This is a genomic window from Collinsella sp. CLA-JM-H32B (assembly GCF_040098065.1).
GTDB lineage: Bacteria > Actinomycetota > Coriobacteriia > Coriobacteriales > Coriobacteriaceae > Collinsella.
This window is the reverse complement of record NZ_JBBNNA010000025.1, coordinates 1-4966: the sequence shown is the minus strand read 5'-3', so window position 1 is coordinate 4966 and position 4966 is coordinate 1. Positions and strand designations below refer to the sequence as shown.

General features: G+C 59.7%; 4 protein-coding genes. 3 read left to right on the top strand and 1 reads right to left on the bottom strand.

Features of this window, described 5'->3' with window-relative positions; translation table 11 throughout:
* Positions 1 to 133: 133 nt before the first annotated feature.
* Complete coding sequence (locus AAA138_RS09735) at positions 134 to 607, top strand: helix-turn-helix domain-containing protein (RefSeq protein ID WP_349090656.1); 474 nt, start codon at positions 134 to 136, stop codon at positions 605 to 607.
* Between the two features lie 90 nt (positions 608 to 697).
* Here AAA138_RS09735 and AAA138_RS09730 read toward each other — a convergent pair whose 3' ends face one another.
* Positions 698 to 1354 (bottom strand): ATP-binding protein, encoded by a 657-nt coding sequence (locus AAA138_RS09730; RefSeq protein WP_349090655.1) that lies wholly within the window; start codon positions 1352 to 1354, stop codon positions 698 to 700.
* A 385-nt stretch (positions 1355 to 1739) separates the two neighbouring features.
* Between AAA138_RS09730 and AAA138_RS09725 the strand changes: the two genes are divergently transcribed.
* Both AAA138_RS09725 and AAA138_RS09720 read left to right on the top strand, forming a co-directional pair.
* Positions 1740 to 2141 carry a hypothetical protein gene (locus AAA138_RS09725; RefSeq protein ID WP_195364264.1) on the top strand — a complete coding sequence of 134 codons (402 nt, stop codon included), beginning with the start codon at positions 1740 to 1742 and terminating at the stop codon, positions 2139 to 2141.
* 1846 nt (positions 2142 to 3987) lie between these two features.
* Positions 3988 to 4902: a BspA family leucine-rich repeat surface protein gene (locus AAA138_RS09720; protein WP_349090654.1), complete on the top strand. Its 915-nt coding sequence runs from the start codon at positions 3988 to 3990 to the stop codon at positions 4900 to 4902.
* Positions 4903 to 4966: the final 64 nt, after the last annotated feature.

Sequence of the window (4966 nt, the reverse complement as noted above, 5' to 3'; positions counted from 1 at the left end):
CCGTCGGCACCATTTTACCCTCCTGACGAGGAATTCGTCCATATTTCAAAAACCAAATTGCGTTTGCTATCGAAGCCTTGATTATCAACTTCATCCGAACACCTCCCACATTCATCCGCACATGTGCGGATGAATGTGGGAACCCGATACCCTGAGGGCCGGACCGGCCGGCACCGGGAGATCGGAGGACGGCCGGTCCGGAAAGAGGAAAAAGGGTTCCGCGGAGGCGGCCCCGAGGGCCTACGGCAGGCTCACCAGGCACGAGCGGGACACGGTCCAGAGGATGCTGGAGCGCAGGGCCTCGTGCAGGGAGATCGCCAGGGAGCTGTGCAGGTCGCCCTCGGCGGTGAGCGCCGAGGTGGCGTCGCACAGGTTCGTGACGGCGCCGAAGTCCAGGCGCGGCGAGCGCGTCGACGGCTTGGCCGACCTGTCGGCGGCCTGCCCGCGCCTGGCGGCGTGGCCGCGCTGCTGCAACGGGTGCGGCCGGTACCGTGCGATCGGCTGCAAGCGCCGCCCGCACGTATTCTGTGTTTCGTCAAGAGGATTTGAGCAAAAAGAGCATCGGAAATTGAGCAGTCGCAGCATCGGAAGCGCGCACGCTTTTTGAGCGGCTAGCCCTCCTGCATGAGGGCATGGCGGACGCGGTAGGACTCGCCGCGGAACTGGACGAGCCTCCCGTGGTGGACGATGCGGTCGATCAGGGCGGCGGCCATCTGGTCGTCCCCGAACACCGCCCACACCTGCTGAACTCCAGGTTCGTGGTGAATACCACCGACTGCCTCTCGTATGCGTCGGCGAGGACCTGGAAGAGCCGCCTCGCCCCGTCCGCGTCGAGCGGGAGAAACCCGAGCTCGTCGATGACGAGCAGGCGGGCCTTGCCGATGATTGCGGCCTCCCGGTCGAGCCTCCCGTCGTCGCGGGCGCGCCTCAGGCGCATCACGAGCGAGGACGCCGTGAAGAAGCGCGCCTCGAGCCTCCTCTCGCACGCCAGCGCGCAGAGGGCCGACGCTATGTGCGTCTTGCCGGTGCCGACGTCGCCCATGAGCACGAGGTCCTCCCTGCGCTCGACGAAGTCGAGCGCGAGCAGCGACTCGCGCCCCATGCCCTCCGGCCACGACACGGCCGACCAGTCGTAGCCGTCGAAGGTCTTGGGCGCCGGCAGCGCGCAGCGCCTGAGCAGCGTCGCGCGCTTCGAGGCCTCGCGGCTGGACCTCTCCGCCTCGAGGTAGCCCGCCAGGTACTCCACCTGCTTCGGGGTGCCGAGCCTCGACCACTCCTCCAGGACGGCGGTGGTGAGCGAGCACGACCGCCCGGCCTCCACGACCCTGCGGGCCAGCTCCTCGCTAGCTGCCATCGGCGACCGCCCCCTTCAGGAACCCGTCGTAGACCGACAGGTCGGCCCCGCCGGCCCCGCCGAGAGGGCGCGCGCAGAGAGGGGCGATGCCCCGCTGGCCTAGCCTAAGGGCGAAAACGGAATAGACGGACCGACCGTCCGGCTGAGTCTGGGAAGAGGTGCCGGGCGGCGGGCGGAGCATGGCCACCGGACCCATCGAAACACATCTCCACCGTTCCTTCAACTGGGAAAACGACGCCCCGTGGCCTGAATGGGGCCTCGGGGGCGTTCGGCTAACTGCGGGAACGGCCTATCCGCTCAATGTTTTCGGCTGAGATCGGAAATCAACCATATTATGGGCACAGTCGGCAATTGGGTTGGATAGCCTCGCACCGGAGGAATCAACATGAGTACAAGTAGCTACAAACCGCAAAAAGGCCGTGGCCTCCCGTGGCCTTTAGACACGGACGCTCCATCGGTTGCCGATCAGGCCGAGACGCCTAGCGAGATGGAGGCGGCGCTTGACGTTCGACAGGATGAGATTGCAAAGAGCGAGATCCTGAGTGGAATCAACAGGCCATCCTACGACTCATTATTTGCGGTCGCGAAGAATCGCGTCCAGCTTGCGATTCTGATCATGATTTGCTCCTTCCAGACGTCCAAAGGGCCTAATAGGAAGGATGCCAACGGAAAAGAACTTACAAAAGGTCTTTTCATGCGTCAGGACAAGCTCGAAAAAAAGTCTGTTCGACTCAACCGACTGTATCGAAAGCTCTGGGCGAGCTGGCTCATCGAGGCATCATCATGAAGACCGATGGGGTGTGGGTCATCGTTTGGGCTCAGCTCGATATTCAAGCGTGTGAGGCCGGATGGGATCCGCGCGCGGACGCGGGCGGCGAGGTCGGACGTGAAAGCCGGACCGCAGAGGTATCGAGCGCACGCGGCCAGGGCCTCGAGGGCGCCTGGCGGGTAGGGAGATCCGAGCATGAGGCAGGACAACGCGCAGGCCCGCGAAAGGTTCACGAGCTCCCCCGCGACGCGGCTGGACCCTCGGCTGCCCCTCGTAAAGGATGCAGAAGACACGGTCGAGGTCCGACGGTTCGACCAGGCTGTACCGGCAGTCCGCGTACAGTGCGCAGCCCCTCCCGCGCGGGTCGCCGTCCGAGTCCTCATCCGGCTCATGATGGCGCACCTCAACCCAAAGGCCCTCCAACACATCGTCGAACCCGAAATCGAGCTCCGCCTGGACGCTCTCGCCGAACGCATCGCCCAGGGCGAGCTCCGGCACCTTCGTCACACGGCCGCCCAGCCACTCAATCTCTGTCATCGCGCGCGTGGTGCAAGCCCCTTCCAACACGGGATTGTCAGCTCAACCCGACCCTTACCCATACGGACGAACATAACTCGCCAGGGGAAGCCCCTGAAGGCCGTGCGCCACAACATGAGGCCGAATCCGCCCCCGGCTGGACAGGCCAACAACGAAGGAGCACACGGAACCGGCGCGGCGTTACAACCGTCCCGGCAAGCGTGTCACTTGTCCAAGTCATGATGCCGACAAACCCGGAAATGCTCCAACGGAGCGCCGAACGAGCGTAACAATATAAAGCCGTGCAACACGTGTTGGACGACCGGAACATCCCAAACAAAGGCCTGTAGGTCCCACCTTCAAGCCCAATAGCAAAATGTGCATCAGCGGATTTGCAGCGATACAAGTCTCAACCGTCACCATCACACCGCAGCGCGCCTAGTCCCACTCATCCTACTGCAAATGTCCCAGAACGAGAAAACGACCAGCTTAACATGCCAACCTTTATATCCGCACGCGCGTAATTCAACTCATAAGGACCGGCTATCCCTTACCTGTGACACAATCTCAAACGCACAGAACAGAATCATCAGTCCAATCATCGTATAAGAGGCAGCCGAACCTTCAAGCACTATTCCACAAAGAACAATCTCCGCGCAGCCAATAAGAACTGTTATCAGGCGCTCTGCCTTTTTGCTCTCGCCGCTCGCATAAAAAGGCGGCAAAGCGCACAAGATCACATATAGCCCGGGAAGGGAATACAGGATCGATAGTCCAAGTCCCCCATCAACCGCAGTGCTTTGCGTAAGAACCAACTGAACCCAAACGGCAATTATCACTGAGCAGGTTGTCGATAAAAGAAGACTAGAAATATAGCACGCAACAAAGTCCCGCCGCATTCGAGCAGAGAAATCCGCGAACTCTCTTCGCCGCGTGGAAACAATAAGGTACACAGAAATTGCAATAGAACCAATCAGAGAAAACAGCGGAACAACCAGCAATTCAAGCTTATTACCCCATCGATCAACCACACCCCCACTCCAATGAGCGGGAATTGTATCAGGGAGGACTGACCAAGCCGCCCATAGAATCAGAAATGGAAGAATAGAGAGGATGAAAGATGATAACACTGCAGTAGTTTTTTTGAGGCTCTCATCGATTCCGCATCTCCTTGCGCGCCCACATTCCACTCCGCCTTAAATCAAGTATACGTTTTGGAACGGGATGTCACTCCGAACGCCTTACCCTCTTAGTGTGAATTCCGCTGCGGCATTGTTGACTCATCCTTAGTAATCGCGTCTATCCTCTGCAGCATCAGCCAAAGCAATCCGAGAGGAGCCGCACATGCATGCAGCGGAAATTCCTTTCGGGGGGGGGAGTATCTCCCAGATTTACCCGCCGCCCGAAGGGGCAGTCGACAGTCGAGTACGTACTGATCATCGCGATCATCGTCCTGGTGGTGCTGATCGCGGGACCGTGGGTCTCGTCGGCGATCACAAACCAGTTCAACACGGTGGCGGGGACGCTCGGCAACGGAATCTCAAAGGGGAGCTGGGAGTCGGGCGGCACGGGCGGCGGCAACGGGTCGTTGACCGACGCCGACATCGTGGACCCCGTTCACGGGATAGCGTTCGCCGTGTACTCGGAGGACGACCACAGCCTCATGTTCTACAAGCGCCGCGGGGTCCCCAGAGTCGGTGACATGCTCAACAGCCGCCGCGTGACGGCGGTGTATACGGGGTTCGAAAATGGATACGCCACCGCGACCGTGGGAAACGACGGCAAGACGACTGCCCCCTGGTGGCCTAACAGAAATAATATCGTGGCCGTAAAGGCCATTGACGATGGCATGGAAATCCACTCGTTGGCATTTTGCTTTCAGTACATGGAGAACTGCAAGAGCTTTGATCTGGCAAAGTTCGACATGTCGAACTGCACAAATCTGCAGCACGCATTCGCGTATTGCGGCAATGCGACTTCCTTCAGTATTTCAAGCTGGGATACGTCCTCGGTCGTCGAATTCGACTCGGCGCTCAAAAACCTTTACAAGGTCGAGGAGATTGACATCTCCGGATGGTCGACGCGGAAAGCCGGCGATTTACGTCTCCTTTTTTCCACCGACAGTTCGCTGAAAAGCGTGAAATTTGGACCAGGGTGGAAGACCTCAGATGTTATGGATATGCTCGGCATGTTTAGCTATGGCTCTGTTAGACCAGGATTGACATACATGTGTCCCCACGGTGCCATATCGTTGACCCCGTAGACCGCGATGATGGGGGCAGCATGAACGCCGAAGACCTGGTCCTCAACTTCAAGAAGGGCATGGC

Excerpts from the sequence above, each read along its gene's own strand:
- AAA138_RS09720 (WP_349090654.1), top strand. The coding sequence starts at position 3,988 with ATGCAGCGGAAATTCCTTTCGGGGGGGGGAGTATCTCCCAGATTTACC.
- AAA138_RS09735 (WP_349090656.1), top strand. The coding sequence starts at position 134 with ATGTGGGAACCCGATACCCTGAGGGCCGGACCGGCCGGCACCGGGAGA.
- AAA138_RS09730 (WP_349090655.1), bottom strand. The coding sequence starts at position 1,354 with ATGGCAGCTAGCGAGGAGCTGGCCCGCAGGGTCGTGGAGGCCGGGCGG.
- AAA138_RS09725 (WP_195364264.1), top strand. The coding sequence starts at position 1,740 with ATGAGTACAAGTAGCTACAAACCGCAAAAAGGCCGTGGCCTCCCGTGG.